General features: G+C 71.0%; 21 protein-coding genes and 1 pseudogene. 9 read left to right on the top strand and 13 right to left on the bottom strand.

Going from position 1 to position 23,621, the window contains the following annotated elements:
• Positions 1-41: 41 nt before the first annotated feature.
• The 9 genes from ACIRB1_RS27915 to ACIRB1_RS27875 form a co-directional block, all read right to left on the bottom strand.
• Complete coding sequence (locus ACIRB1_RS27915; RefSeq protein ID WP_352180637.1) at positions 42-344, bottom strand: hypothetical protein; 303 nt, start codon at positions 342-344, stop codon at positions 42-44.
• Between the two features lie 10 nt (positions 345-354).
• Positions 355-1,002: a helix-turn-helix domain-containing protein gene (locus ACIRB1_RS27910; RefSeq protein ID WP_352180636.1), complete on the bottom strand. Its 648-nt coding sequence runs from the start codon at positions 1,000-1,002 to the stop codon at positions 355-357.
• A gap of 149 nt (positions 1,003-1,151) precedes the next feature.
• On the bottom strand, positions 1,152-2,090 hold the full coding sequence (locus ACIRB1_RS27905) for a diiron oxygenase (protein ID WP_352180635.1): 939 nt from the start codon (positions 2,088-2,090) through the stop codon (positions 1,152-1,154).
• Positions 2,091-2,209: 119 nt separating this feature from the next.
• Entirely contained in the window at positions 2,210-3,667 is a 1,458-nt protein-coding gene (locus ACIRB1_RS27900) for a penicillin-binding transpeptidase domain-containing protein (protein ID WP_403467585.1), read from the bottom strand.
• Between the two features lie 8 nt (positions 3,668-3,675).
• A complete protein-coding gene (locus tag ACIRB1_RS27895) occupies positions 3,676-5,034 on the bottom strand; it encodes an FtsW/RodA/SpoVE family cell cycle protein (protein ID WP_352180634.1) in 1,359 nt (452 codons plus the stop codon).
• A 61-nt stretch (positions 5,035-5,095) separates the two neighbouring features.
• On the bottom strand, positions 5,096-5,545 hold the full coding sequence (locus ACIRB1_RS27890; RefSeq protein ID WP_352180633.1) for an SH3 domain-containing protein: 450 nt from the start codon (positions 5,543-5,545) through the stop codon (positions 5,096-5,098).
• A gap of 217 nt (positions 5,546-5,762) precedes the next feature.
• A complete protein-coding gene (locus tag ACIRB1_RS27885; protein ID WP_403467584.1) occupies positions 5,763-7,010 on the bottom strand; it encodes an ATP-binding protein in 1,248 nt (415 codons plus the stop codon).
• Complete coding sequence (locus ACIRB1_RS27880) at positions 7,010-7,801, bottom strand: hypothetical protein (protein WP_403467411.1); 792 nt, start codon at positions 7,799-7,801, stop codon at positions 7,010-7,012. The genes ACIRB1_RS27885 and ACIRB1_RS27880 overlap by 1 nt, the downstream gene beginning before the upstream one ends.
• A gap of 103 nt (positions 7,802-7,904) precedes the next feature.
• Positions 7,905-8,411 (bottom strand): dual specificity protein phosphatase family protein, encoded by a 507-nt coding sequence (locus tag ACIRB1_RS27875; RefSeq protein ID WP_403467410.1) that lies wholly within the window; start codon positions 8,409-8,411, stop codon positions 7,905-7,907.
• 96 nt (positions 8,412-8,507) lie between these two features.
• On the opposite strand from ACIRB1_RS27875, the gene ACIRB1_RS27870 reads away from it, so the two are divergent.
• Positions 8,508-9,311 (top strand): nuclease-related domain-containing protein, encoded by an 804-nt coding sequence (locus tag ACIRB1_RS27870; protein ID WP_352180629.1) that lies wholly within the window; start codon positions 8,508-8,510, stop codon positions 9,309-9,311.
• A 173-nt stretch (positions 9,312-9,484) separates the two neighbouring features.
• Here ACIRB1_RS27870 and ligD read toward each other — a convergent pair whose 3' ends face one another.
• Entirely contained in the window at positions 9,485-10,378 is an 894-nt protein-coding gene (ligD, locus tag ACIRB1_RS27865; protein ID WP_403467409.1) for a non-homologous end-joining DNA ligase, read from the bottom strand.
• 88 nt (positions 10,379-10,466) lie between these two features.
• Between ligD and ACIRB1_RS27860 the strand changes: the two genes are divergently transcribed.
• On the top strand, positions 10,467-11,525 hold the full coding sequence (locus ACIRB1_RS27860; protein WP_403467408.1) for a Ku protein: 1,059 nt from the start codon (positions 10,467-10,469) through the stop codon (positions 11,523-11,525).
• 410 nt (positions 11,526-11,935) lie between these two features.
• On the opposite strand, the gene ACIRB1_RS27855 is transcribed toward ACIRB1_RS27860, so the two are convergent.
• The gene (locus ACIRB1_RS27855; protein WP_403467407.1) at positions 11,936-13,660 is read right to left on the bottom strand and encodes a beta-ketoacyl-[acyl-carrier-protein] synthase family protein; all 1,725 of its coding nucleotides are present in this window, start codon (positions 13,658-13,660) and stop codon (positions 11,936-11,938) included.
• Between ACIRB1_RS27855 and ACIRB1_RS27850 the strand changes: the two genes are divergently transcribed.
• Complete coding sequence (locus tag ACIRB1_RS27850; RefSeq protein ID WP_403467406.1) at positions 13,641-13,802, top strand: hypothetical protein; 162 nt, start codon at positions 13,641-13,643, stop codon at positions 13,800-13,802. The genes ACIRB1_RS27855 and ACIRB1_RS27850 overlap by 20 nt on opposite strands.
• Before the next feature lie 413 nt (positions 13,803-14,215).
• Positions 14,216-16,606, top strand: a complete 2,391-nt coding sequence (locus tag ACIRB1_RS27845; protein ID WP_403467583.1) for an endonuclease/exonuclease/phosphatase family protein — start codon at positions 14,216-14,218, stop codon at positions 16,604-16,606.
• A gap of 146 nt (positions 16,607-16,752) precedes the next feature.
• On the opposite strand, the gene ACIRB1_RS27840 is transcribed toward ACIRB1_RS27845, so the two are convergent.
• Positions 16,753-18,069: an acyltransferase gene (locus ACIRB1_RS27840; RefSeq protein WP_403467405.1), complete on the bottom strand. Its 1,317-nt coding sequence runs from the start codon at positions 18,067-18,069 to the stop codon at positions 16,753-16,755.
• Positions 18,070-18,575: 506 nt separating this feature from the next.
• On the opposite strand from ACIRB1_RS27840, the gene ACIRB1_RS27835 reads away from it, so the two are divergent.
• The 5 genes from ACIRB1_RS27835 to ACIRB1_RS27815 all read left to right on the top strand — a co-directional run bounded on the left by ACIRB1_RS27835 (position 18,576) and on the right by ACIRB1_RS27815 (position 22,987).
• Positions 18,576-19,154, top strand: coding sequence for a lamin tail domain-containing protein (locus ACIRB1_RS27835; RefSeq protein ID WP_403467404.1), 579 nt, complete (start codon positions 18,576-18,578; stop codon positions 19,152-19,154).
• A gap of 190 nt (positions 19,155-19,344) precedes the next feature.
• Positions 19,345-19,572 carry a hypothetical protein gene (locus ACIRB1_RS27830; RefSeq protein WP_403467403.1) on the top strand — a complete coding sequence of 76 codons (228 nt, stop codon included), beginning with the start codon at positions 19,345-19,347 and terminating at the stop codon, positions 19,570-19,572.
• 192 nt (positions 19,573-19,764) lie between these two features.
• Positions 19,765-20,418, top strand: a complete 654-nt coding sequence (locus ACIRB1_RS27825; protein WP_403467402.1) for a response regulator transcription factor — start codon at positions 19,765-19,767, stop codon at positions 20,416-20,418.
• Entirely contained in the window at positions 20,409-21,677 is a 1,269-nt protein-coding gene (locus ACIRB1_RS27820; RefSeq protein ID WP_403467401.1) for a sensor histidine kinase, read from the top strand. The genes ACIRB1_RS27825 and ACIRB1_RS27820 overlap by 10 nt, the downstream gene beginning before the upstream one ends.
• A 38-nt stretch (positions 21,678-21,715) precedes the next feature.
• Positions 21,716-22,987: a hypothetical protein gene (locus tag ACIRB1_RS27815; RefSeq protein ID WP_403467400.1), complete on the top strand. Its 1,272-nt coding sequence runs from the start codon at positions 21,716-21,718 to the stop codon at positions 22,985-22,987.
• A 275-nt stretch (positions 22,988-23,262) separates the two neighbouring features.
• On the opposite strand, the pseudogene ACIRB1_RS27810 reads toward ACIRB1_RS27815, so the two are convergent.
• A pseudogene (locus ACIRB1_RS27810) lies at positions 23,263-23,500 on the bottom strand (helix-turn-helix domain-containing protein); the annotation flags it as partial.
• Between the last annotated feature and the right edge of the window lie 121 nt (positions 23,501-23,621).

The raw sequence follows: 23,621 nt of genomic DNA, 5'->3' as shown, positions 1-23,621 counted from the left end.
CGGGTCCGCGCGCCGGGTGTGCGCGGTTCGGCGTAACCCGGTCACTCGTGGGTGTCGTCCGGATTGCCGCCCGGCGTGGCGTCTGGCTTGCTCCAGGGCCACCTGAGTCCGCTGCCGCGCTTGCCCTGGGGGTCGTAGGCGTACTTCCAGCCCTTGGGCAGGCCGAGCCGTCTGCTGTGGGCGCGGGGGACCCGGCGGTAGACGAGGACCGTGGGCGGGCCGCCGGCGTCGTCGGGGACCGGGATGCGGTACGTCTTCGGCGGGGTGCCGGTCGGGCCGAGCAGCACGGGCAGGGAGCGCCCGTCCATCGGGCCGCCCTCGAACGGGGTCTCTTCGCTCTTCACGGCACCAGTCTCAGTCATCCACCGCGAGACCCTGGACCAGCTCGGCGGTCTGCGGGTCCCGCCGGGCGGTCACCGACAGCACCGCCACGAACTGCTCCACCAGCCAGTCCCGCAACTCGTCGAGCGGCGGCTCCTTGTCCTCGTCGAGCCAGATCAGCGACGCGGCTTCCACGGCCGTGATCCACATTCGTACGGTCATGCGCAGCCGGGGGCCGGGGTCGGCGACCCCGAGATGGCTGAGGATGTGCACCGCCGCCGCCCTGCGGACGCCGTCCACGATCGCCGTCGTACGGGACGTCTCCACGACGCTGCCGCCCTGGAGCAGGGCGCTGAAACCGGCGTCGTGCTGGTCGACGAAGCCGAGGTAGCGGTCCAGGGCGCGGGCGAGGCGGCCGACGAGGGGGCCCTCGCGGGGTTCGTCGAAACACTGCTGGAGTTCGTCGGCGGCGGACCTGAGCGCGGCCTCGTACAGCTGTTGCTTGCCGCCCGGGAAATACCGGTACACCAGGGGCCGCGAGACCCCGGCCGCCTCCGCCACGTCGTCGAGGGAGACCTCCTCGGGGGCACGGTGCGCGAAGAGGGTGAGCGAGGCGTCCAGGAGCTGGCTGCGCCGCTCCTCGACACCCAGCCGACGGTATGCGGGCGCGGCGGGGGTCATGGGTGCAGGGTAGTCGGGCGGGTGCGGGTCGCGTTGTGGCTGGTCGCGCAGTTCCCCGCGCCCCTTAAAGACAGGCTGGGTGCGACGGCCCATCTTTCTAGGGGCGCGGGGAACTGCGCGACCAGCCCCCACGCACCCGCACTCTGAACTCAGGCCAACAGCCCCGACGCCTTCCACAGCCGTCGCCCGACACCCCGCAGCACACCGATGTCGTCCAGGAACTCCGTCAGCTTCCTCGACCCGTTCTGCATGACCTCCCGCCGATGCCCGCTCGCCCGCACCTGCGCCACCGCCTCGTCCCGGTCGAGGCCCACGTTCGTGTAGACCTCGGGATTGACGAAGGCGATGGAGAAGATCCGCGCGAACTCCCCGGACGTGACCCGGGTGAACTCCTGGGACCACCGAGGCGCGGTCATCATCTGCCGCCGCAACTCCTCGCGCGCGTACCGGACATGACGAGCCTCCTCGACGACATGGATACGGGTCACGCCCCGCACCAACGGCTGCACCCGCTCGTCCGGGAACGTCAGCCGCTGCATCCAGTCGAGGACTTCCTCACCGAGCAACGTCGCCGTGAACGAACCGGGCGTCGTGGAGATGGTCTTGAACAGCCGCCCCAGGTTCTGATGGGCCCGGCTCACCGGATACCAGGGAGTCTCACCCCGCGATATCAGCCGCGCGAACATCTTCGAGTGCCGGCACTCGTCCTCGATCTCGGTGAGCGCGTACCGCACATGCGCGCTGGTCGCCGCCTTGTCGTAGATGTGCCGGACGAGCAGCTGCATCAGGATCAGCTCGAACCAGATGCCGAGGGACGCGAGCGCCGCGGCCTCGTGCTGGGAGAGCAGGATGCGCTGCTCCTCGCCCATCCGCTTCCAGAGCGGGGTGTCGTACAGGGACACCAGCTCCGGCGGCCAGAACCACTTGCCGTCCTCGAAGGGCGCGTCCCAGTCGAGTTCCTTGTCGGGGTCGAAGGAGTGCCTGGCGGAGGAGGCGAGCAGCCGCTCGGCCACCTGCTCACGGTCCTTGAGCAGGCCGAGCGCGTCGCGCAGCCCGTCGACCGCGTCGGCTTCGGTCAGCGTCGTCATGGTTCTCCCACCTCACGGCTCGCGTGTTACCCGGGGTCACACCCCCAGTCTCTTATGAGACTGCTTGTCAGCAAGCTCGTCAATCCCCTGGGCGGGACTTCTTGGCCCGGTACCCCGTCTCAGGACCCGAGCACCGCCTCCATCACCGCCTTCGCGATCGGTGCCGCGTCCCCGCCGCCACTGATGTCCGAGCGGTGCGCCGACGCGTCCTCCACCACCACCGCGACCGCCACCTTCGGCTCGATGTCCCGCTCGCCCTGCGCCCAGGACACGAACCAGGCATACGGCGTACCCGCGTTGCCGATGCCGTGCTGCGCGGTGCCGGTCTTGCCGCCGACCGTCGCGCCGGGGATCGCCGCGTTCGTGCCGGTGCCCTCGGTGACCACGTCCTCCATGAGTTCCCTCATCTGTACGGCGGTCGCGGGGCGCATCACCTGGCGGACCGGACGGGAGCCGTACGTCGACACCGTCTCGCCGCCCCGCCGGGTCGTCCGCTCCACCAGATACGGCTCCCGCAGCTGCCCGCCGTTCGCGACCGCCGCCGCGACCATCGCCATCTGCACCGGAGTGGCCCGGGTGTTGTACTGCCCGATCGACGACAGCGCCAACTGGGCCTTGTCCAGGGAGGTGTCGAAGGTGCTGGGGGCGACCGAGAAGGGGATGCGCACCCCGGTGTCGTTGAACCCGAACGCCTCCGCCGTGGCGCTCATGTCCCGTACGCCGACATCCACGCCCAGCTTCGCGAACACCGTGTTGCAGGACCACTCGAAGGCGGACCGGAGCGGCGCGTCCGCACAGCCGTCGCCCTCGTTCGTGAGGGTCGTCGTCGTGCCGGGAAGCCGGTACGGGTCGGGGGACCTGGTCGCCGCGTCCAGGTCCGTCACCACCCCCGCGTCCAGCGCCGCCGCCGCGGTGACCACCTTAAACGTCGAACCCGGCGGATAGGTCTGCCGGACCGCCCGGTTGAGCATCGGCCTGTTCGGGTCGACATTCAGCCGGGCCCAACTGCGTTTCGCCGAGCGGCCGTTGCCCGACAGGGTGCCGGGGTCGTAGGACGGGGTCGAGACGAGAGCCAGGACCCGGCCGGTCGACGGCTCGATCGCGGCGACCGCGCCGGTGCGGGTGCCCAGTCCGTCGTAAGCCGCCTTCTGCGCGGCCGGGTTGAGGGTGGTGACGACGTTGCCGCCGGGGTTCTGGCCGCGCGTGAGGTCGTTCCACAGCGGGAACGGCGAGAGCATCGGGTCGCTGCCGGAGAGGATGCCGTCCTCGGAATGCTCCAGGAAGGTCGTGCCGTACTCCTGCGAGGCGAAGCCGGTGACCGGGGCGTACAACGGGCCGTCCCTGTACGTCCGTTCGTAGCGGAGCTGCTCGCCCGAGTCACGGGAGCCGGTGACCGGCTCGCCGCCGACGAGGATGCGGCCCCTCGGCTGGTCGTAACGGGCGATGGTGTGGCGGCGGTTGGCGATGTTGTCGTCGTAGGAGCGGGACTGGACGATCTGGACGCGGGTGGCGTTCACCAGCAGGGCCAGCAGGAGCAGGGCGCAGAAGCCCGCCGCGAGGCGGATGTGGCGGGTCATGGCGTCGGTCACGCGGCCACCTCGATGTCGTACTGACGGCGGGACGAGTCGCTCAGCCGGATCAGCAGGGCCACGATCGCCCAGTTGGTGACGACCGAGGAGCCGCCCTGGGCGAGGAACGGCATCGCCATGCCGGTCAGCGGGATCAGCCCGGTCACCCCGCCCGCGATCACGAACACCTGGAGCGCGACGATCGACGCGAGCCCGACCGCGAGCAGCCGCCCGAAGGGGTCGCGCAGCGCCAGGCCCGCCCGGTAGCCGCGCTCGACGAGCAGGCCGTAGAGGATGAAGATCGCGGAGAGGCCGGCCAGGCCCAGTTCCTCGCCCGCCGTGGCCAGGATGAAGTCCGACTTCGCGGCGAAGCCGATGAGGATGGAGTGGCCGCGGCCCAGGCCCGTGCCGAGCATGCCGCCGGCCGCGAACGCGAAGAGGGACTGGGCGAGTTGGTTGGGCCCGTGGCCCGCGTCGATCGACGCGAAGGGGTGCAGCCAGTCCTGTACGCGGCTGTGCACATGCGGTTCGAACCGGCCGACGGCGACCGCGCCGAGGGCCGCGAGCAGCAGGCCGACCGCGATCCAGCCGGTGCGGCCGGTGGCGACGTAGAGGAGGGTCACGAACAGGCCGAAGAAGAGGAGCGAGGTGCCCAGGTCGCGTTCCATGACCAGGACGCCCACGCTCAGCAGCCAGATGGCGACGATCGGGCCCAGCACGCGCCCGGTGGGGAGCTGGAGGCGCCAGACACGGCGGCCGGCGTAGGCCAGCGCATTGCGGTTGGCCGCGAGGTACGCGGCGAAGAAGACCGCCAGCAGCACCTTCGCGAACTCGCCCGGCTGGATGGAGAATCCGGCGATCCGGATCCAGATCCGGGCCCCGTTCACCGCCGGGAAGAAGACCGGGAGGGTGAGCAGGGCGAGCGCGCCGGCCACGCAGACGTACGCGTAGCGCTGGAGGACGCGGTGGTCGCGCAGGGCGAGCACCACGACGATGAAGAGGGTCACGCCCAGCGTCGACCACACGAGTTGGGTGGGGGCCGCCCGGTCGCCCGGGGTCTCCAGGTCGAGCCGGTAGATGAGGACGAGCCCCAGGCCGTTGAGCAGGACCCCGATCGGCAGCAGGAGCGGGTCGGCGTACGGCGCCCGCAGGCGCACCGCGATGTGCGCGACGAGGGCGAGCACGCCGAGCCCGGCGCCGTAGCCGGCGGCGCCGGGCGGGACCGTGCCGTTCTTGGCGAGACCGACAGCGCAGTAGCCGTACACAGAGAGGAGTACGGCCACGACGATGAGGGTGAGTTCGATGCCACGGCGCCGGGGGAGGCGTACAGCGGGTGTGGGAAGGTCCGCTGTGACGGTGGTTCCGGCGTTGGTCATGTCCGGAACTTACCCAAATGGTGCGGGTTGTGTGCCTTGGGTGGTGCGTGTGTTGCGACCGTCAGCACCAGCGGGGAGCGGGGCCGATGTTGTCGATGTACCGCGCCGCACCCCAGGCCCAGGTGCCGTCCGTGAGGAGGTACCAGAGCGGGTTGCCCTGGACGTTCGAGCCGCCCGTCTTGCAGAAGATCGAGACGCGCTCACCGCGGTGGGCGTACCGGATGATCCTGCTGCCGCGGTCCGGACGGGAGCGCAGGGCGAGGCGGTCGGCGGTGACGACACCCCGGTACAGCCGCTGGTTGTCGTGGTCGCCCTGGTGGTCGTAGTCCCCGCGGCCGTCGGAGTCTTCGTCACCGCGCTGGTTCCACCCGCCGTCGTCCTGACGGCTGACACCCGGGTCGTCGTCACCCCAGTCGCCGTCGGCCACGGCGGGAGTGATGGCCGCGGCGCTGACCAGCGCACCGGCGGCGACCGCTATCCCGAGACGACGCAGGGAGAGGCTGAGGGACATGGGGGTACCTCCAGAAGTGGGTCGAACCTGACTATTCGCCACATTAGGAGGGGAAAGCGGGAATCCGCTCGTCACACTGGTCCACACGAGCACGCCCGACGCGCGCGGCGCGATGGAACACGGCCCGCACAGGCGCGCCCGGCAGAAGCGCGGGGAACCGCGCGACCCGCCCCACGCGACCGCGGGCCGACACCGCACGCGCACCCCGAGCTCTCCGCTAGCCCCCCGCGGAAGGCAACGTCACAGTCGCCACCGCCCCTCCGTCAGCCGCGTTCGAGAACTCCAGCCGCGCCCCCAACACCTCCGCCTGCCCCAGCGCGATGGTCAACCCCAGCCCGTGCCCCGTGGCCCCACCCTCCGTACGGAACCGCTGAGGCCCGTGCTCCACGAGGTACTCCGGATACCCGTCCCCGTGATCCCGCACCGTCACCACCGCCCCCTCCACGGTCACCACGACAGGCCCCCGCCCGTGCCGATGCGCGTTGGCGACGAGATTCCCCAGCACCCGTTCCAGCCGGCGCCGATCCGTCTCCACCCACTCGTCCCGCACGACGACGACCTCACCGCCACCCCCAGCGCCCCGCACCACCCGCTCGGCCACCGCCCCCAACCGCTCGGTGTCCAGCTCCACCTTCTCCCGCCGCGTATCGAGCCGGGAGATCTCCAGCAGGTCCTCCGTCAGCGTCCGCAACGCGGCCACCCGATCCCGCACCAACTCGGTGGGCCGCCCCGGAGGCAACAGCTCGGCCGCCGCGTGCAACCCCGTCAGCGGCGTACGCAACTCGTGCGCCACATCCGCCGTGAACCGCTGCTCGGTCAGCAGCTTGCCCTGCAACGACGACGCCATCGTGTCCAGCGCGGCGGCCACCGCGGCCACCTCGTCCTGCGGCAGGTTCGCGTCCTTCGTACGGGGATCGTCCACCCGCGCGTCCAGATCCCCCGCGCTGATCCGCCGGGCCACCCGCGCCGTCCCGTGCAGCCGCCGCGTCACCCGGGTCACCGCGAACGCGCCGACCAGCAGCGTCGCCCCGATCGCCAGACCGGACGACCAGAAGATCGCCCGGTCGAGCCCCGCGATGGTGCCGGCGCCCTGCGAGTAGTCGACGGCCACGGCCAGCACCCGGTCGTCGTCGGCGGGACCCGCCGCCCACATCGTGGGCCGCCCACGGTGCCTGCCGACCATCGTGCCGCGCTCCCCGCCGGCCGCCAACCGCCGCAAGGCCACCGGCAGATCCGCGGAGTCGACCCCGGCGCCGTGCACGAGCGAGTCCCCGGCCTCGTACTGGGTCGTCGCCGTCCGCAGCCGCGACAACGCGAGGTCACGGGCCTGGCCGACGGTCTGGTCGGTCACCGAGACATGCACGAGGACACCGAGCAGCGCGGCCAGCGCGCAGCACATCACGGTGATGAACACGCCGGCCTTGAAGGCGAGGGTCCCGGCCCACCGGGGCAGCACGAGCCGGATCACGGCGTGGCCGAGGGGGAGGCGGAGGAGCCGGGCGCACCGGGTGAGCCGGGCGCGGTCGGGGTCGCCCGGCGCACCCCGTGCTTACGGCTGCCGGTCCGCAGGAACTCGTCGTGGGTCAGCAGCATCGCCTTCTGATCCGCGTCCCAGGTCCACTGCACGCGGTACTCGTACCCCGCCAGCTCCGAGGGCGAGCGGATGATCACCGAATGCCCGGCCAGTTCGACCCCGCTGACGGCGTCGTCGTTGGCCATGACCTGCACGAGCCGGTGCTTCTCGACGGTGTAGACCCGCACGGCCGTCATCTTCGTCGGCAGCAGCGGGAACCCGAGCGTCAGATCGTCGCGTCCGTCGCCGGTCAGGTCGCGGTAGTAGGGCTTGAGGACGGGACAGGCCCCGCGGTCCCCGCCCTTCCCGCAGTCGGCGACGCGGTCGCCGGTTACGCGGTACGGCGCCTTCGCGCCCTTGTAGTCGCTGGGATGCGCGGCGATCTCCGCGCGTACGACGGCGACCGGGTCGACCCGGTGGATGTCGTCGCCGGGGACGGTGACGCCCTTCACGGTCTCCGTGTCCGCCTCGTCGAAGTCGTAGGCGGGCGAGGCGGCGGGCGACAGATTCGGCCAGAGTCTGGCGGGGCTCGTCGCCGTCGGGGTCGCCCCCGCGCCCCGCAGCGCGCCGGTGTCACCGCAGGCCACGGCGGTCGCGAGCAGCAGGGCGACGGCGGCGGTGGTGCGGGCGGTGCGCACGGGGCGGCCGGGGCGGCCGGAGCGGCGGGGGCGACTGGGGGGCACTGCTCTCCTGCGGGGCGCGAGTGGGTGACCCATACACCCTATTCGTAGGGAAGTCCCTTTTGTTCATGCGCTCCGGTGGAGCGGGGAAACGCGGGCGAAACGATTACTCGGCCAGTTCCTCCAGCAGCCGGGCCGTGGACAGTCCCGTCCGCAGGTACTCGACGAAGAGTTCGTTGTGGAGTGCCCACGGCGACCGGCGGGCGCGGATCAGCCGTATCGCCTCCTCGGTGGAGTGCCCGCGGCGGACCAGCGCGTGCGCGACGACCAGGCCCGACCGGTTGTAGCCGTGATAGCAGCGGACGAGCACCTTCCGCCCCGCGTCCAGCGCGTCGCACGCGGCGACCGCCAGCCGCATCACACCGGCCAGCTGCGTCCCGTCCAGCGGGCCGTCCGGAATCGGCCAGACATGGTGCTCGACGCCCGGATCGGGCCCGTGCCCCGGCAGCCGCAGCAGAGTCTGTACGAGATCGAACTCGTCCCGCACCACCGCGAACTCCCGCTGTCCCGAACGCCCCCGGAACTCGTGCCCGCCCATCCACAGACCGGGCGTGATCTCGCTCCACGGAGTGTCCGGAGCGGGTACGTCGGGTTGCTTCCTGCGCGTCCGCAACGGCGCCTCCCCAAGCCCCAGCGACTGACCCAAAGGTAACCGGGTTCTTGCCCCTTGAGCACCCCGCCTGTTCCCATGGTCGGGGGGTGATGGTGCATGAGCGGACTCCGCGTGATACCGACCTGGCGCCATGGTCAGGAACGGCTGTACGTCTGTCACACCGACGGAAGGAACGTCGCCTGGTACGACAGGGAGGCGGCCCGGATCAACCTGCTGAGCGAGGACCGCAGAGAGGACGTCCTGCACGCCCTCGGTCCCTTCCTCACCGGCCCGGTCACGGTGGGCCCGCCACCGGTGCCGACCCCCGCGGAACTGGCCCGCCTGACCCTCCACCCCGACGACGACCTGGCCCCCAACCGCCCCGGCGAGGCCCTCCACGTGGCCCTCGACCGCGACCCGGGCCCCCAGCACCGGCTCCGCCCCGACCCCCGCCGCCGCGCCCTCACCGCGGAACAGGCGGTGGGCGAAGCCCTCGACGCCCTCGACGGCGCGGGCTGGCACGCCCTCCACTCCATCCCCCTCCCCGGCGGCGACCGCCTCCACCACCTGCTGATCGGCCCCGGCGGCCTCTACGCCCTGCACACCCTGTACGCCCGCAAACAACGCGTCCAGGTGGCCGACCCCATGGTCACCCTGGGCCGCCGCGACCCCCTCCCCCTCCTCCGCCGGACCCGCTCCGACGCGGCCCGCGCCTCCTACGCCCTGACAGCCGAGGTCCACCCGGTCCTCGCCCTCCTCGGCCCGGCCGACATCACCACCACGACCCCGCTCCGCGAAGTCCGCGTACTCCAGGACACGGAGCTGTCCGGACTGGCGAGAACGGGCGGGGTGTTGAAGCCGGCGGATGTGGAGGCGCTGCATGCGATGGCTCGGGATCGGCATACGTGGGGGAGGGTGTGAGGGGGCGGGGGGTGAGAGCGCGGAGGGAGTGAGGGGTGCCGGGGTGTGAGAGCGCGGAGGGCGTGAGGGCGGGGAGGGCCTGAGGGGGCCGCCGAGTTCGCCGCTCGCCACTCGCCACTCGCCACTCGCGACTTGGCCACTCGCCACTCGCCGGGCATCGGGTGCGGCGGTGGTCACGGCACGGACCCCGCCCGGTTGCCGTCGCCATCGCCATCGAGCAGCGGTGCCAGCAGATCCCCGTGCTCCTCCAGTCGTCCCCCCATGTCCGGTGCGAGGAAGGTGAGTTGGCGTACGGACCGGCACGCCTCGATCTCCTCCCAGGTCACCGGGGCCGACACACCCGGGGCCGGGCCCACCCGTAGCGTGTACGCCGTGGCCGTGGTCTTGCGCGCGGCGTTCTGGCTCCAGTCGACGAACACCTTTCCCGGCCGCAGGCTCCGTGTCATGCGGTGGACGACGAGCCGGGGGAGTGCCGCCTCCGCCTCCACGGCCAGTTCCTTCGCGTACGACACCGCCCGCTCCGAGGGCACCGGCGTGACCCCCGCCAGCAGATGCAGGCCCTTCGACCCGGACGTCTTGGCGTACGCCTCGATCCCGTCCGCCGCCAGCCGCTCACGCAGCCACAGCGCGACCGCGCAGCACTCGACGACGGTCGCCGGAGCCCCGGGATCGAGATCGAAGACGAGGCGGTCGGCGAGGTTCGGCTCCCCGATGACCCACTGCGGTGTGTGGAACTCGGTGACGAGGTTCGCCGCCCACATCAGGGACGCCAGATCCTGCACCAGCACCATGCGCGCCGGCCCCTCCGAGCGCGGCACCTCGGCGGTGGTGACCCAGTCGGGTGTACCGGGCGGCACGTTCTTGGTGAAGAAGACCTGGCCGTCGGGGCCGTCCGGGTAGCGCAGGAAGGACACCGGCCGGTCCCGCAACTGGGGCAGCAGGACCCCGGCTGTCGTGGCGTAGTAGTGCAGGACCTCGCCCTTGGTGAAGCCGGTCGCCGGGTACAGCACCTTGTCCAGGTTGCTGAGCGCGAGCCGTCGCCCCTCCACCTCTGTGATCGGCGTCATACGATGAGAATCCCACGAAAACGTGACGAACCGGACGTGAGTCGGGGCGTCGTAGGCCGGAGAGCTGTGAGCCGGAAACGGAAGGCAGGTGCGGCAGGTGCGATCCATATGGAACGGCGCCATATCCTTCGGCCTGGTCAGCATCCCGATCAAGCTGGTGAACGCGACGGAGAGCCACTCCATCTCCTTCCGCCAGATCCACACCGAGGACGGCGGACGCATCCGTTACCGCAAGGTCTGCGAACTGGAGGACCGCGAGGTCACCCAGGCCGAGATCGGCAAGGCGTACGAGGACGCGGACGGGACGATGATCCCGATCACGGACGACGACCTGGCCCAGCTGCCGATCCCGACGGCGCGGACGATCGAGATCGTGGCGTTCGTCCCGGCCGACCGGATCGACCCGCTCCAGATGGACGCGGCGTACTACCTCTCCGCGAACGGCGTGCCCGCGGCCAAGCCGTACACCCTGCTCCGCGAGGCGTTGAAGCGCAGCCAGAAGGTGGCCATCGCGAAGTACGCGCTGCGCGGGCGGGAACGGCTCGGCATGCTCCGCGTGGTCGACGACGTCATCGCCATGCACGGGCTGCTCTGGCCGGACGAGATCCGCGTCCCCGAGGGCGTCGCCCCCGACACGAGCGTCACCGTCCGCGACAAGGAACTCGACCTCGCGGACGCCCTGATGGACACCCTCGGCGAGGTCGACCTCGCGGACCTCCACGACGACTACCGCGAGGCGGTCGAGGAGATGATCACCGCGAAGGCCTCCGGCGAACGGCCCGCCGAGTCCTCGGCCCCGGCCCCCAGCGGCAAGGTCCTCGACCTCATGGCGGCCCTGGAGAAGAGCGTCCGCGAGGCGAAGGAGTCGCGCGGCGAGGACACGGCCGCGGACACGGGGAAGAAGGCCGAGGTCAGACCCATCTCGTCCCGGTCCGCGCGCGCAACCCCCAAACAGACCACCGGCAAGAAGTCGACCTCATCGGCGACGAAGAAGGCGGCGGCGAAGAAGTCCACAGCCTCGACGTCGACCTCGGCGAAGAAGTCGACGGGCGCCACCAAGAAGACCACCACCGCCAAGAAGACCCCGGCAAAGAGCACAACGAAAACCCCGACAAAGAAAGCAACACCACGCAAGCGCACGGCGTGAGCCCAACTCGCTTGGCGGATGGACGGCTTGGGGCGCGGCGCCCTCTTGGTGGATGCGTGTTATGGGCGTGACTCGCGTCCGGCAGGTGCCCGGCTTGAGCCCCAACTCGTGTGGCGCATAGACGGCTTGGGCTGCAACTCCCTCTCCCGGACGGGCGGTATGGGCGCGGCAGGCGTCCGGCCTGGGCGTCGACCCGTCCGGGGTGAGCACGGCTTTGGCTGGAGCTGCCTCTCCGTAGGCGCCCGATTGCGCTTCACCCCTGCTCGCAAGCGCCCCGCGTAGGCAGTACTTCGGCCGCAACCCCTCCTCCCGGACGGGCAGTCCGGGAGTTGCTCCCGTCCGGGAGGCCCACGGCCTGCGCCCCAACCCTCCCCGCACGTAAGCCGTTCGAGTCCTCGCCCGCCCGGGGTCTACCTCACCCGCCGAAGCGCCAACACCGCGTTGTGCCCCCCGAACCCGAAGGAGTTGCTCAGCGCCAGATCCCCGTCCCCGGGTACCTCCCGCGCCGCCCCCGTCACCACATCCAGCCCGATCGCGTCGTCCACTTCCGCATCCCCCACCCCCACAGTCGGCGGCACCACCCCGTGGTGGAGGGTCAGCACCGTCGCCACCGCCTCCACCCCACCCGCGGCCCCCTGAAGATGCCCGAGATGCCCCTTGATCGCGGTGACCGGAACGTTCCTGCTGCCGAATACCGCGCGGAGCGCACCCGCCTCCGCGAGATCCCCCTCCACCGTCGCGGTCGCATGCGCGTTCACATGGACGACGTCCACGACATGCCCGCCCGCGTCCCGCACCGCCCGCCGCACGGCGAGTGCGACCCCGGCGCCCGACGGGTCCGGCGCCGCCATGTGGTGCGCGTCGGCGGACAGACCCCACCCCGCGGCCTCGCAGTAGATCCGCGCTCCCCGCGCGCGTGCGTGCTCCTCGGCCTCCAGGACGAGCACCCCCGCACCCTCGCCGTTCACGAACCCGTCCCGGCCCTTGCCGAACGGCCGCGACGGCGACGACCCGTCCGTCACGCCCCGCGTGGACAGCGCCCGCATCGCCGCGAACGACGCCATGATCGCCGGCGTGACGACCGCCTCGGCCCCGCCGGCGAGGGCGACGTCGATCCGGCCGTACCGTATGCGGTCGATCGCCGACCCGATCGCCTCCGTGCCGGAGGCGCACGCCGCGGTGACCGTGCGGGCCTCGCCGGTGATGTGCAGGTCGATGGAGACCTGGGACGAGGCCTGCGACGGCACGGTCATGGGGGTGGTGAGCGGGGAGACCGCGCGCGGGCCCTTCTCGCGCAGCTTGCGGTCGCCGCCGACGAGAATCGACGCGTCCCCGAGGATCGTCCCGAGACTGACCCCGACCCGCTCCGGATCGAGCCCGCTCTCGCGCGTGCCGCCCGCCACGAACCCGGCGTCGCCCCACGCCTCCCGCGCGGCCAGCACCGCGAACTGCGCCGCCCGGTTCATCCGCCGCGCCGCGGCCCGCGGCAGCAGCTCCGCCGGATCGACGGGCACGGTCCCGGCCACCCGTACGGGCAGCTCCGCGAACTCCTCGCCGTCCAACTCCCGTATCCCGTGCCGCCCTTCGAGCAGCCCCCGCCACAGCTCGCCGACCCCGGCCCCGAACGGCGTGACGGCCCCCAGCCCGGTCACCACCACCCGCCGCGGCCCACCGACCGCCGCCGTCTCCCGCTCCGGCCGCGGCAGATGTCGTACGACATGTTCCGCGTCCGCCCAGTCCCGTACCTCGGCGTCGGAAGCGACCTCGTCCGTGTTCCCGTCGAGGTCGCGGTGCCAGACACCCCAACGCCGTACGTACGACACCTCGTCCGCGCCAGGGTCGACCACCCGCAGCGAGGTCACCCGGTCGCCCTCACGGAACTCGGTGCCGGTGAGGTCGTCGGAGACGAGGTGCGGGATCGCGCCGGCGTTCAGCCGGCGGCACGCGCTGATGACGCGGCGGTCGCGGCCGAGCACCTCGTCGTGGTCGGTGCCGCCGCGCGGGGGCCGCAGCGTGACCCGGATCGTCTCGGGGGTCTCGGGGAGGGTGTGCGTCACGACGTACCAGCAGGAGCGTCCGGCGTCGTCCGGGGTCAGCGCGATCAGATCGCCCGGGATGACCTCGGCGGCGGACACCGGGTGGGGCGCGAAGGGAACGTCCGACGAGTCCGATGAGCCCGATGAGCCCGATGACTTCGACGAGCCCGACGACTTCGACAACGTCGACGAGTCCGACGACTTCGATGTGTTCGATGAATCCGATGAACCCCGCACATAGGGCGAATTGGACATATCTCTACACACTCCCTGGATCAGAATGGACTTATGGTGCGATACAAACCATCCCGAGTGAACTGGACGAAACCGGAAAAGGCCACGGTTGAAAGGTGAACCGATTACGGTCCGGGAGCTCCCAAGGTCCGCTGAAATGGGGTGAGTTGTCCAATTGATCACGGGGTTTATGTGTGGAACGTCACTTTCGTGGTCGTCCCAGCCGTCCCCGCACTCACTTGTTCCCTGGATTTAACGCACGGCCCTCTGGCAACTCCCTTTCTACGCGCGTAACTTGAGCCGACTCCCCACAGGCACCCCGGTATCGGCAGCCAGACGAAGCACGAGGAGACCGCCAGCGTGTCCAGACCTGAAGGGCGCAGACCCCGCGCCCGCCGCACCGCCCAAGCGATCGTCGCGGTGGGCGCGGCGGGAGCGTTCGCCTTCACCGCCCTGCCCAGCGCGTCCGCAACTCCCTCCGCGTCAGCGGTGATTGCCGAGGTGTACGGCGGCGGGGGCAACTCGGGAGCCACCCTGACCCGGGACTTCGTGGAGCTCGGCAACGCCGGTTCCGCGGCCTACGACCTGTCGGGCTACAGCGTCCAGTACCTGCCCGGTACGCCGTCCGCGGCCTCCGCCTGGCAGGTCACCGCCCTCACCGGCGCGATCGCCCCCGGCGCCCGCTACCTGGTCGGCGAGGGCACCGGCAGCGGCGGTACGACCGCGCTGCCCACCACCGACGCCACCGGCTCGATCGCGATGAGCGCCACCTCCGGCACGATTGCCCTGGTCTCCGGCACCGCCGCGCTGACCTGCAAGACCGCCGCGGACTGCGCGGCCGACCCGCGCATCGTCGACCTCACGGGCTACGGCACCGCGGTCGTCCGCGAGGGCAGCGGCCCGGCCACCGGCGCCTCCAACACGGCCGCGGTGGCCCGCGCCGACTCGCTCGCCGACACCGACGACAACGCGGCCGACTTCACCGGCGGCACCCCGACACCGGTCAACTCGGCTGGCCAGACGCCCGGTTCGGGCGACGGCGGCGGTGACGGCGGTGGCGACGGCGGTTCGCCCACCGACCCCGGCACGGTCCGCGTCCACGACATCCAGGGCACGACCCGCCTCTCCCCGTACGCGGGCCAGACGGTCACCCGCGTCCCCGGCATCGTCACCGGCGTCCGCGGCAGCGGCTCCCTCGGCTACTGGATCCAGGACCCGGCCCCCGACACCGACCCGCGCACCAGCGAGGCCGTGTTCGTCTACACCGGCTCCGCCAAACCCACCGTGGCGGTGGGCGATTCGGTCCTGGTCACCGGCAAGGTCACCGAGTACTACCCGAGCAGCACCAGCCAGTCGAACACCGAGATCGGCGGCCCGACCACCACGGTCCTCTCCAGCGGCAACGCGCTCCCCGACGCCGTCGCGCTGAACGCGACCTCGGTCCCCGACGCCTACATCCCGACCGCGTCCGGCGGCAGCATCGAGTCCCTCGCGCTCCAACCGACCGTCTACGCCCAGGACTTCTACGAGTCCCTGGAGGGCATGCGGGTCACCTTCGCCGACGCCCGGGTGGTCGGCGCGAGCGACGCGTACGGCGAGCTGTGGGTCACGGTGAAGCCGCAGGAGAACGCCACGGCGCGCGGCGGCACCCTGTACTCCTCGTACGACCAGCCCAACACCGGCCGTATCGAGGTGATGTCGCTCGACACGACCTCGGCCTTCCCTGCCGCCAACGTCGGTGACGAACTGTCAGGTGTCACGACCGGTCCCCTCGACTACTCCACCTACGGCGGCTACAACGTCCAGGCCACGCAGCTCGGCACCCTCGTCGACAAGGGCCTGAAGCAGGAGGTGACCCGCCGTCAGAAGAAGGACGAGCTCGCGGTCGCCACGTACAACGTCGAGAACCTGGACGCGCTCGACACCCAGGAGAAGTTCGACCGGCTCGCCGAGGGCGTCGCGGTCAACCTCAACTCGCCCGACATCGTGGCCCTGGAGGAGATCCAGGACGACAACGGCGCGACGAACGACGGCACGGTGACCGCCGAGGCCACCCTGAAGCGCTTCACGGACGCGGTCCGCGCGGCCGGCGGCCCGGCGTACGCGTGGCGTTACCTCTCGCCGACGAACAACGCGGACGGCGGCGAGCCCGGCGGCAACATCCGCCAGGTCTTCCTCTTCAACCCCAAGCGGGTCTCCTTCACCGACCACAAGGGCGGCGACGCGACCACCGCCACGAGCGTGGTGAAGACCCGCAAGGGCGTCCAACTCACCTACTCCCCGGGCCGGATCGACCCGACCAGCGCGGCCTGGGAGGACAGCCGCAAGCCCCTGGTGGGTGAGTTCACGTTCCAGGGCGAGCAGGTCTTCGTGATCGCCAACCACTTCATCTCCAAGGGCGGCGACCAGCCCGTCCACGGCCGCTACCAGCCCCCGGCCCGCAGCTCGGAGACCCAGCGCGCGGCCCAGGCGGCGGAGGTCAACACCTTCGTCAAGTCCCTGCTGGTGGCGGACAAGAACGCCAAGACGGTCGTCCTCGGCGACCTCAACGACTACGAGTTCTCCCAGACGGTGACCACCCTGACGGCCGACAAGGTCCTCAAGCCCCTGATCACCACCCTCCCCGCCGCCGAGCGCTACACCTACGTCTACGACGGCAACTCCCAGACCCTGGACCACATCCTGACCAGCCCCGCGGTGACGTCCTTCGACTACGACGTCGTCCACATCAACGCGGAGTTCGCGGACCAGGCGAGCGACCACGACCCACAGATCGTCCGGATCGACCTGTCGAAGTGCCGTAGGCACTAGGCACGTTGGAGGCCAACGGGGGCGGATCGGCGCAAGCCGTCCCGCCCCCCGGTCGGCTTTCCGACGCCGGACAGGGCAACCCCCCAAGGGGCGCGGGGAACCGCGCGACCAGCCACAACGCACCCGCACCCGAAAGACAACACAAGCTACACAGAAGTAAGACGCAAACCCCGGCCCACCGGACTCCGCCCCGTCGCCATGACCAGACCGACCCCCACCAGCAGCCCCACCGCGGGCAGCACCGGGAACCGCCCGTCATAGGCGAACCCGTGCCCGGCGAACCAGATCAGCGCACTCACGCTCGACGCCAGCCCGAGCCACAACGCCCAAGGCCGCCGCGGGAGATCACCGGGACGCGTCCGCTCGTACACCACTGAGAGCGCCCGCTCCAACGGCCCGAGCGCCGCTACGACCCCCACCAGCACCACCCCGAGAACAGCCAGCCACGGCACCCGCAGCGCCCACCAACTCCCTGACCCGTAGGCCGGTTCGGGAGCGAGCCCGGTGAGGTAGATGGCGGCGGCGACGATCAGCACCGGCAGCATGTGCCACAGGTAGAGCGTCATGCTGGCGCCACCCAACGGCCGTACCAGGCGCCAGAGTTGCTCCCGTTCCAGCAGCCGTCGCAGCACCGGCGCGAGCAGTAGCGCCAGTCCGACCTGGCCGACCGCCCAGGCCAGCATCGCGGCGGACGGGGGATTGGTGTTGCCGGGGTTCTGCCCGGTCACCAGGATCAGGCTCACCGGGAAGGGCCCGAACGTGACCAGTGCGGCGAAGGCGAGCATGCCGCCCGCGGCCATGCCGACGGGGAGGGCGGAGCGTTCGCCGAGGAGCATGTCCCGCCAGCAGAAGCCCAGTTGGTAGGCGACGCCCCACACGAGAACGTAGTTGAGGAGCCCCACGAGCGGGGCGTGCACGGTGACCACCAGCGCGTCGGCGGCCAGGGCGACCGCGCCCATCACCACCGGCACCCGCAGTCCCCATCGCCGATGTGCCGCGTACAGCACGGGAGTTGCCGCGCTGAGCAGCAGATACACCGGCAGGAACCAGAACTGCATGGCCATGGCCCACCCGACGAGCGCGAGGATGCCGGGGTCCACGCCGACCGCCGAGCAGACCGCGACGGCGAGCAGCACCAGGCCGCTGTACACCCCGGCGGGCAGCAGCAGCCGTAGCGCCCGCTGTCCCACCCAACCGGCCGCCGTACGGCCCTCGTCGCGGGCCCGCGCCCAGGAGCCGCCGGCCGCGTGACCGCCGGCCAGGAAGAACAGCGGCATGATCTGGAACCCCAGGGTCAGCCACTGGGTCCAGGGCACGGTGGCGAGCAACTCCGGTGCGCTGATGGTCCCGTCGGGGTCCCGCACCAGCCCGGTGATCAGCCAGTGCCCGAGCACCACCAGCACGATCGCCCACGCGCGCAGGAAGTCGACGTAGCGATCCCGGCCCCCGCTCAAGCTCCCCATGAGTCGTCATGGTGCCTTCGGGGGGCGGGAGTTGAGGGCATGCGGCGCCGTCCTGCAACCAATCCGTGCCCGTCGCGACACCCGGCAGCCTTCGGCCATCACCAGTCGATCGTCCTGGACCTGGCGACGGGCGGAACGGCGCCCGCGTCAACGCCGAAGTACTGTTACTGTCAGTAACAACATGCAGGTGGGAGGTCCGTCGTTACCCACTTTCGGGTGACGCTCCCGACGGTCCCGGGGTGGCGCACCGTGGCGATCGCGGAACACGGCCCAGTGCCCGCAAGGCCCCTCCGCTCGCCGGGGCGTCAACCTGGTGCATCACGTACATAAATGGACGGTACAGGCGACAGTCACGGAAACACGACCGACTCGTAACACGATTCACGTATCGCTCATATCCCGACCGTCCGGTGGAGAAGGTGTGGGTGTGCGGCCAACAGGCCGCCACCCGCACACCGCACAGCCCGGGGTCCGGCCGTAGCCGTATCCAGGGAGGTGCCCGCACCATGCTGGGGGAACCCGTGACCTCTTCACCTTCCGCGTCCGTCCGCCGTCTGGCCGCCGCCGCGCTCGCGGCCGGCGCCCTCGTCGGCGCGGCGGCCCTGCCGGCGACCGCTGCCGACCACGCGGTCCGGTCGAGCGTGGAGATCAGCCGCGTGCAGTACGACTCTCCGGGACCGGAGGACCGCTCCAACCGCTCCCTGAACAACGAGTGGGTGGAGCTCACCAACCACACCCGCACCGCCGTGAACCTCGACGGCTGGAAGCTGTCGAACAAGGACGGCGAGACCTACACCTTCCACCACTACCGCCTGGGCGGCCACGCCACCGTCCGCATCCACACCGGCGTGGGCCGCGACACCGACAGCGACCTCTACCAGGACCGCCGCCACTACGTCTGGGACAACCGCGCCGACACCGCCACCCTCCGCAACGACCACCACCGCCTCGTGGACGACGCGTCCTGGGGCAGCCACCGGGGCGGGCACGGGGGCGGCGGTCACTGGGGTGGCGGTCACGAAGGGGGTGGCCACGAGGGTGGCGGCCACAACGGGGGCGGTCACGGGGGTGGCGGCCACCGCTGATTACCCGCAGTACGACGTCATGACGCCTCGGCGGTGACGTAGTGACGGGCGGCGCGCTCCCTGTCCATAGGGGGCGCGCCGCTCGCGTCTGCACCGGACGACCGGTCGGCAACTGCCCCACCGTCCGCACCGAGGAAAGCTGTGGATAGCCTCGTCCCGACCACATGGCAGGGGCGGGGGAGTTCACTCGATGGCGAAGAAGCCGGTGCGCGCGGCAGTGGGAGACATCTGGCTCAAGTGCCTTGTCTGCCAAGGAGATCTGTTCCGAGACCGGGGTGTCCTGCTCAACAGCACCGGCATGGAATTCATGAAACTGGCCTGGGCCGACGAGAACGCCACCGGCCTGATCTGCTGGCGCTGCGGCTACGTCCACCTCTTCGTGAACAGGGACATCAAGCTGTACCGGGCGGACCGGTAACGGAGGCCGCCTCACCTGGTCGGCTCCTCGCGCTGCCTCTCATCCCTGGATCCCGTTCCGTCCACGCCTCGTCCACGGACCCCGACACGGAGCCGCTTCGGGCCGCATACGCCTGCGCATACGCGGAGACCCCGTTCGCGTGGCTGACCGGGGCGGATGGATAACCGGAACGCGAGTATCTAGGGTCAGCACGTGGCTTTCATCATGGTGTGCGAAGACGACGCGGCGGTCCGCGGCATCCTCAAGCGCGCCCTGGAGCACGACGGACACACCGTCTCCGTAGCCGCCACGGCCGACAGCCTGCTGCGGCAGCTCTCACCGGTGCCCCAGCTGGTCGTCCTGGATCTCGGATTGCCGGACGCCGACGGCCGCGATGTCTGCCTGGCCCTGCGGGCTCGCGGTGTCGACGTGCCGGTGCTGATGCTCACCGCCTTGGACGGCCTGCATCACAAGGTGGGCGGCTTCGAGGCCGGCGCCGACGACTACATGACCAAACCCTTCGACATCCCGGAACTGCTGGTCCGTGTCCGGGCCCTGCTGCGCCGGGCCACCGTGGCGTCCGCACCGCACGAGGTCGTCCTCGATCCGGCCAAGCACGTGGTGACCTACGCTGCGGTGAGCATGAGCCTGACCCCGACCGAGTTCCGGCTGCTGGGCCGCCTGATCGCCTCGCGGGGCGACGCGGTACGCCGCCACGCCCTCGTCGCCGCCGGCTGGCCGCACGGGGCCCAGGTCAGCGACAACACCCTCGACTCCTACGTGCGCCGGCTGCGGACCAAACTCGGTCCGCTGGGTGTGGCCGAGCGGCTGGCGACCGTCCGCGGCGTGGGCTACCGATGGCAGTGACGGGATTCCGCCGAAGCGTCGTCGCGCTCACCGTGCTGATCGCCACCGCGGTGGTCGCGATCCTGGTGGTGGTCTCGCATGTGCTGCTGAGCAGGGTGACGGATGCCGACGCGCACGATCTGGCCCGTACGCGCGCCGAGGCGGTCGCGGCGAACGTCAGCGTCAAGGGCGGCCGTGTCGTGCTCACGGAGAACAGCAGCGAGGCGCTGGACGAGGTCGCCTGGGTGTACGCCGATGGCCGTCTCATCGACGGGGACGTGCCGCCGAGCGTGGTCGGGCGCGTCGAGGAGCTGGCGGACTCGGGGCGATCGCAGACCGCGACCGTCGGCGACTACCTCCTGTACGCGCGGCCGGTTCCGACCGTCGGCCACCACGTCATGGTGATCGTCCGGGTGGACCTCACGCCCTACGAGACATCCGAGCAGCGCAGCCTGACCCTGTCGCTGATTCTGGGCGGCCTCACGATCCTCCTCGCCGGCGGTGTCGCGCACCTCGTGGTGCACCGCGCGCTGCGCGTCGTGCACGAGATGGCCGCCCTCGCCGACGACTGGGGCCATCACGAGCCCGGGCGCCGTTTCAACCTCGGAGTCCCCCGCGACGAGTTCGGGGAACTGGGGCAGACCCTGGATCGCCTCCTGGAGCGGGTGGACAACGCGCTGGCGGACGAGCGCCGGCTCACCGACGAGATCGCCCACGAACTGCGGACACCGCTCACGGTCCTGCGAGGCGAGGCGCAGCTGGCGCAGCTGTCCGGCGAGCCGGTGGTGCCGGAGGTGGTGCTGAGCGAGGTCGACCGCCTCAACGCGGCGATCACGACGATCTTGCGCGCGGCGCGCGCACGGACGGAGGAGGGGACCCGGTGTGATCTGCGCTCCGCCGCGCGGCAGGCGATCGGAGGCCGCGCGGTCGAGGTCGCCTTCCCGGCGAAGGTCGAGGTGGCTTTGGCGCCCGACGTCGTCGTATCGCTGCTGTCACCTCTGCTGGAGAACAGCCTGCGGCATGCGAAGTCCCGTGTGTGGATCACCGCGCGCGGCCAGGACGAGGCCATCGTGGTGGATGTCCTGGACGACGGCCCGGGGTTCGATCCCGCTGAGGTCGACCGGGTCTTCGAAGCGGGCGTGACCGGCGGCGGCGGGTACGGGCTGGGGCTGCCGGTGGTCCGGCGTATCGCTGCCTCGGCCGGTGTGGAGGTCCGGGCGATCGCGGACGGCCGCGGTCACGTCCAGGTGACGCTCCCGGCCGCGAAGGCGACGACGTAGTCAGGTTGCTTGCAGGTTCTCTCCGTAAACCTCCCTGCATGACGACGACAACGGAAGCACGCCCACGCAGCGGGCGCCTCATGCTCAACAAGGTCCCCGAGGTCACCATCTGGTTCTGGGTGATCAAGATCCTGTGCACCACCGTCGGGGAGAGCTTCGCCGACTGGATCAACATGAAGCTGGGCGTCGGCCTGGTGAATACGGCCTGGATCTTCACCGCAGTGTTCGTCGTGGTCCTGGCCGTCCAGATGCGGCTCAAGCGGTACGTCCCGTTCCCGTACTGGCTGACCGTGGTCGTTGTCAGTGTCACGGGCACCCTGTACACCGACATCCTCACCGACCAGCTCAATGTGCCGCTGTGGATCAGCTCCGCCGTGTTCTCGGTTCTGCTTGCCGTGGTCTTCGGCGTGTGGTGGGTGCGCGAGCGCACCCTCTCGATCCACTCGGTCACGACCCTTCCGCGTGAGTCGTTCTACTGGCTCGCGGTTCTCGTCACCTTCGCCCTCGGCACCGCGACCGGTGACTGGACCCTGGAGCTCACCGGCTGGAGCCCGGGCGCCTCGGTGATGCTGCCGCTCGGCCTCATCGCGGCGATCACGCTGCTGTGGAAGTTCGGCGCGAACCCGGTGCTGTCCTTCTGGCTCGCCTACATCCTGACCCGCCCGCTGGGCGCGAACATCGGCGACTGGCTCGCCTCCCCGAAGGTCGCTCCGCCGGGCGAGCCGACCGGCCTCGCGCTGGGCACCTTCACCACCAGCCTGATCTTCCTCGGCCTGATCCTGGCCACAGTGGTCTACCTGACGGTGACACGCTCCGACGTGACCGAGACTTACGAGGCCGCCCACGCCACCCACGTCACCGGCGACCTGCGAAAGGAGCGCGTCGGTCTGGCCGGCTTCGGACTGCTCGCCGTCGCCACCACGGGCCTGCTGATCTGGGCCCACGGCCAGCCGCACACCGGCCCGGCGCCGGAGGCCGACAACACCTCCGCCGTCCAGATGGCCCCCGGCCAGGCGGTGAAGAAGTTCCCGCCCGCCAAGGTCGCCGCGCTGAAGAACCTCGCCTCCACCTCGCTCAAGGACGCAAGCTCGGGGAATGCGAAGGCAGCGCACACGGCCGCCCAGTCGCTGCGTGACCTGTGGGACGCCGACCAGGCATCGCTCCAGCCGCTGGACGACACCGGCTGGACCTCCATCGACGCCCAGATGGACAAGGTGCTCAAGACCTTCGGCATCGACCACTCGAACCCGCCGATGGCACCCGCACAACAGGAGAAGGAACTGAACGCCCTCCTGACAGACATGGGCTGACAGACCCCTGCGCCCGGCGCCGGGTCGAGTGGGCGGGGCCGCGCCGAGACCCGCGCCGCCTCGGCCCTGCGCCCGGCGACGGGTCGAGTGCGTGGGGCCGACCCGAGAACCGCGCCGCCTCGGCACACGCCGACGACCTGTGGCCGGTGCGGGCGGCCGTCTGGGTCAGCCCGGGCATCTCCGCGGACTCACGCGGGCGGCCGAAGCCGGCGTCTCAACGGCTTCGGCCGCCCGCTGTTCCTGTGTTCCTCCAAGCTGATCGAGGACAGGGCGCTTCATGAAAGGCGACGCCTGATCCCGCGCGCGGTGCCGATGGTCAGCGCGCTGCCGGCCTCAGGCAGCCTCCGCCGCAGCCGGGTCAGGGACTGGCCCGGTGTGTTGTCACTGACCCGGGCACCCTTGGGCCAGCCCACCGCGACCAGTTCGCTGCGTCGAACGACGGTCCCGCCCGCCTGCGGCCACGAGTGTGGGGAGCGGCCGGAACTCCGTGGGGGAGAGGGCGACGGCCGTGCCGCGACGAACCGGAGCCCCGGGCGGCCGGCGGATTCTTGGGGTCCTCGCAACACCTGATGGCTTACGCGGCTGTCAGTAGATCACGCAGGCGCTCGGCTGGGGTTTTCCAGCCGAGTGTTTT

It is taken from the genome of Streptomyces sp. NPDC096013 (assembly GCF_044763565.1).
Classification (GTDB): domain Bacteria; phylum Actinomycetota; class Actinomycetes; order Streptomycetales; family Streptomycetaceae; genus Streptomyces.
Note: the sequence above shows the minus strand (reverse complement) of the source record. Positions and strands in the feature narration are given on the sequence as shown.

Excerpts from the sequence above, each read along its gene's own strand:
- ACIRB1_RS27910 (WP_352180636.1), bottom strand. The coding sequence starts at position 1,002 with ATGACCCCCGCCGCGCCCGCATACCGTCGGCTGGGTGTCGAGGAGCGG.
- ACIRB1_RS27890 (WP_352180633.1), bottom strand. The coding sequence starts at position 5,545 with ATGTCCCTCAGCCTCTCCCTGCGTCGTCTCGGGATAGCGGTCGCCGCC.
- ACIRB1_RS27905 (WP_352180635.1), bottom strand. The coding sequence starts at position 2,090 with ATGACGACGCTGACCGAAGCCGACGCGGTCGACGGGCTGCGCGACGCG.
- ACIRB1_RS27840 (WP_403467405.1), bottom strand. The coding sequence starts at position 18,069 with ATGGGGAGCTTGAGCGGGGGCCGGGATCGCTACGTCGACTTCCTGCGC.
- ACIRB1_RS27830 (WP_403467403.1), top strand. The coding sequence starts at position 19,345 with ATGGCGAAGAAGCCGGTGCGCGCGGCAGTGGGAGACATCTGGCTCAAG.
- ACIRB1_RS27835 (WP_403467404.1), top strand. The coding sequence starts at position 18,576 with ATGCTGGGGGAACCCGTGACCTCTTCACCTTCCGCGTCCGTCCGCCGT.
- ligD (WP_403467409.1), bottom strand. The coding sequence starts at position 10,378 with ATGACGCCGATCACAGAGGTGGAGGGGCGACGGCTCGCGCTCAGCAAC.
- ACIRB1_RS27895 (WP_352180634.1), bottom strand. The coding sequence starts at position 5,034 with ATGACCAACGCCGGAACCACCGTCACAGCGGACCTTCCCACACCCGCT.
- ACIRB1_RS27900 (WP_403467585.1), bottom strand. The coding sequence starts at position 3,667 with ATGACCCGCCACATCCGCCTCGCGGCGGGCTTCTGCGCCCTGCTCCTG.
- ACIRB1_RS27815 (WP_403467400.1), top strand. The coding sequence starts at position 21,716 with ATGACGACGACAACGGAAGCACGCCCACGCAGCGGGCGCCTCATGCTC.
- ACIRB1_RS27870 (WP_352180629.1), top strand. The coding sequence starts at position 8,508 with ATGAGCGGACTCCGCGTGATACCGACCTGGCGCCATGGTCAGGAACGG.
- ACIRB1_RS27850 (WP_403467406.1), top strand. The coding sequence starts at position 13,641 with ATGACCTCGGCGGCGGACACCGGGTGGGGCGCGAAGGGAACGTCCGAC.
- ACIRB1_RS27820 (WP_403467401.1), top strand. The coding sequence starts at position 20,409 with ATGGCAGTGACGGGATTCCGCCGAAGCGTCGTCGCGCTCACCGTGCTG.